This is a genomic window from Campylobacter sp. CFSAN093233 (genome assembly GCF_011068165.1).
GTDB lineage: Bacteria > Campylobacterota > Campylobacteria > Campylobacterales > Campylobacteraceae > Campylobacter_D > Campylobacter_D jejuni.
In genome coordinates, this window is record NZ_JAAMWY010000021.1 from 1 (window position 1) to 2147 (window position 2147).

The window sequence follows — 2147 nt, forward strand, 5'->3', positions numbered from 1 at the left end:
TAGCTGCAAGTGGGGAGAGGCTTCTGCTGATTAAAAATCTAATCAAGATTAAAGCTATGATTATAGCTATAATACCGACTATAGCTTGTTTCATTAAAATGGAATTAACAGCGGAAGTATAGTTACTATCTAAAGTTACAGCACAAATACGATATAATCCATTGGAACTTGTATCGCACATTGTTTCATATTTGATACCTTTATCATCAAATACAGGAAAAAGAATATCTCTCTTATTTGGATCTATATATTCAGGGTTTTCTTTTATGGCGTTAGCAATATTAACGCTTAAAGTGTTTTTTGTTAAAATTCTATCAAGCACTTCGTGAAAAATAATTCTTCCTTCAGAGTCATAAACAGCAGCATAAGTAGTTGATGAGTGTCCTAAAGATAATACATCTTTGGAAAATTTATCTAGATTGTAATCGCCTCCAACGAAAGCTATAAGTTGATTATTTTTATAAATAGGGAAAACATAAGTTATACCAATCTCTTGATCTATAGGGGATTTATATGGTTGAGTTATTGTGATGCCTTTGTTATTTTTTGCTTCTTGATACCAAATTTGTTTTGTAATGTCAAAATTTGATTTTTTATCTAAAATTGTTCCATTTGACAAAAGCATTTTGTTGTTTTTATCAAACGCAATAAAAACAATATCAAAATCAAACGCCTTCTTAAAAGAATCTAGAAGCAGTGAAATATTTTCATCTTCTAATTTTTTAGCACTTTCATATGCTAGAACCTCTATAGCTTTTTGCTTGCTTTTGGAATAGTTTTCAAAAGTTACTTTAACATCATCCATAGTTTTTAATTGATTTTCTTTTAGTAATTCATATGTGTGATTTTTGGCATCAAAGTAACTAACGGTACTTGTGATTGCTAAAATTAATACAACTAAAATTCCAACCCACAGCGTAAGTTTGACTGAAACTCCAACGGATTTGCCTGAATTCATTTTTTGCATTATAACTCCTATATTTATATTTTGGAAATAAAATTATTATTATAGCAGAAATATAGAGAAAGAAATGCATAAAAATGAACTTTTTTACATAAATATTCTTAAAAATTTTAGTATTTTTTATACTTTTTGCCATTTATTAACTTTTTACATATATATAATTATAAAACACTATAATTATATATTAAGAATTAATAAATGCAATTTACATTTGAACAAATTTTTATCGCAATGCTATTGACTCTTTTTGCAGGTTTTTCTACGGCTATAGGTTCTATAATAGCCTTTTTTTCTAGAAAAGATGATTTAAGGGTGCTTTCTTTAGGGCTTGGTTTTTCAGCTGGAGTAATGATATACATTTCTTTTATGGAAATTTTACCCACTGCTCTTAAAGATTTTAAAAATTATTATAATTCACATTGGGCCGAACTTTTAGGATTGGCTTGTTTTTTTGGTGGAATTTTAATATCTTTATTGATTGATAAATTAATCCCCGAAGATGTCAATCCTCACGAGCCTAAAGAGGATTTAAGCGAGTTAAAAATTTGTCCCTTGCCCCAAAAAGGACAAAATCCTCCGAAATTTCATCCTGGAGAAAAGTTGCATCAGATCAATACTAAAGCTTTAAAACGTACAGGGATTTTTACAGCTTTGGCTATTGCTATACATAATTTCCCAGAAGGTTTTGCTACTTTTATTTCAAGTCTTGATAATCTTACTTTAGGAATTGCTATAGCTATAGCTGTGGCTATACACAATATCCCAGAAGGTTTGGCTGTGAGTTTGCCAATTTACCATGCTACAGGAGATAAGAAAAAAGCTTTTATTTATTCAGCTCTTTCGGGTTTTGCAGAGCCTTTGGGTGCTTTTGTTGGAGCTTTGATTTTATTGCCTTTTATAGGCGATCTTACTTTAGCTATAAGTTTTGCTGTGATTGCAGGAATTATGGTTTTTATATCTCTTGATGAGCTTTTGCCCGCTGCAAAAACTTATGATAAGGCTCATGATAGTTTATATGGACTTATCGCAGGAATGATGATAATGGCTTTAAGTTTAAATTTACTTGAATATTGAAAATTATTTTTTGTTTTTAAGTGTTTATTTATAAAATATACAAAATCATAGCATAAATTTTTAAAATTCAAGCCCAAAGAAAGGGCTTGAATGATTAATTAAAACCTTT

General features: G+C 29.4%; 2 protein-coding genes. One reads left to right on the forward strand and one right to left on the reverse strand.

Annotated elements, in window-relative coordinates; genetic code table 11:
• The coding region (locus FBF15_RS09370; RefSeq protein ID WP_198508440.1) for a cache domain-containing protein at nt 1-967 on the reverse strand (967 nt) is incomplete at its 3' end.
• A 195-nt stretch (nt 968-1162) separates the two neighbouring features.
• Here FBF15_RS09370 and zupT point away from each other — a divergent pair.
• Nucleotides 1163-2038, forward strand: a complete 876-nt coding sequence (zupT, locus tag FBF15_RS09375; protein ID WP_002870233.1) for a zinc transporter ZupT — start codon at nt 1163-1165, stop codon at nt 2036-2038.
• Nucleotides 2039-2147 lie beyond the last annotated feature (109 nt).

Excerpts from the sequence above, each read along its gene's own strand:
- zupT (WP_002870233.1), top strand. The coding sequence starts at position 1,163 with ATGCAATTTACATTTGAACAAATTTTTATCGCAATGCTATTGACTCTT.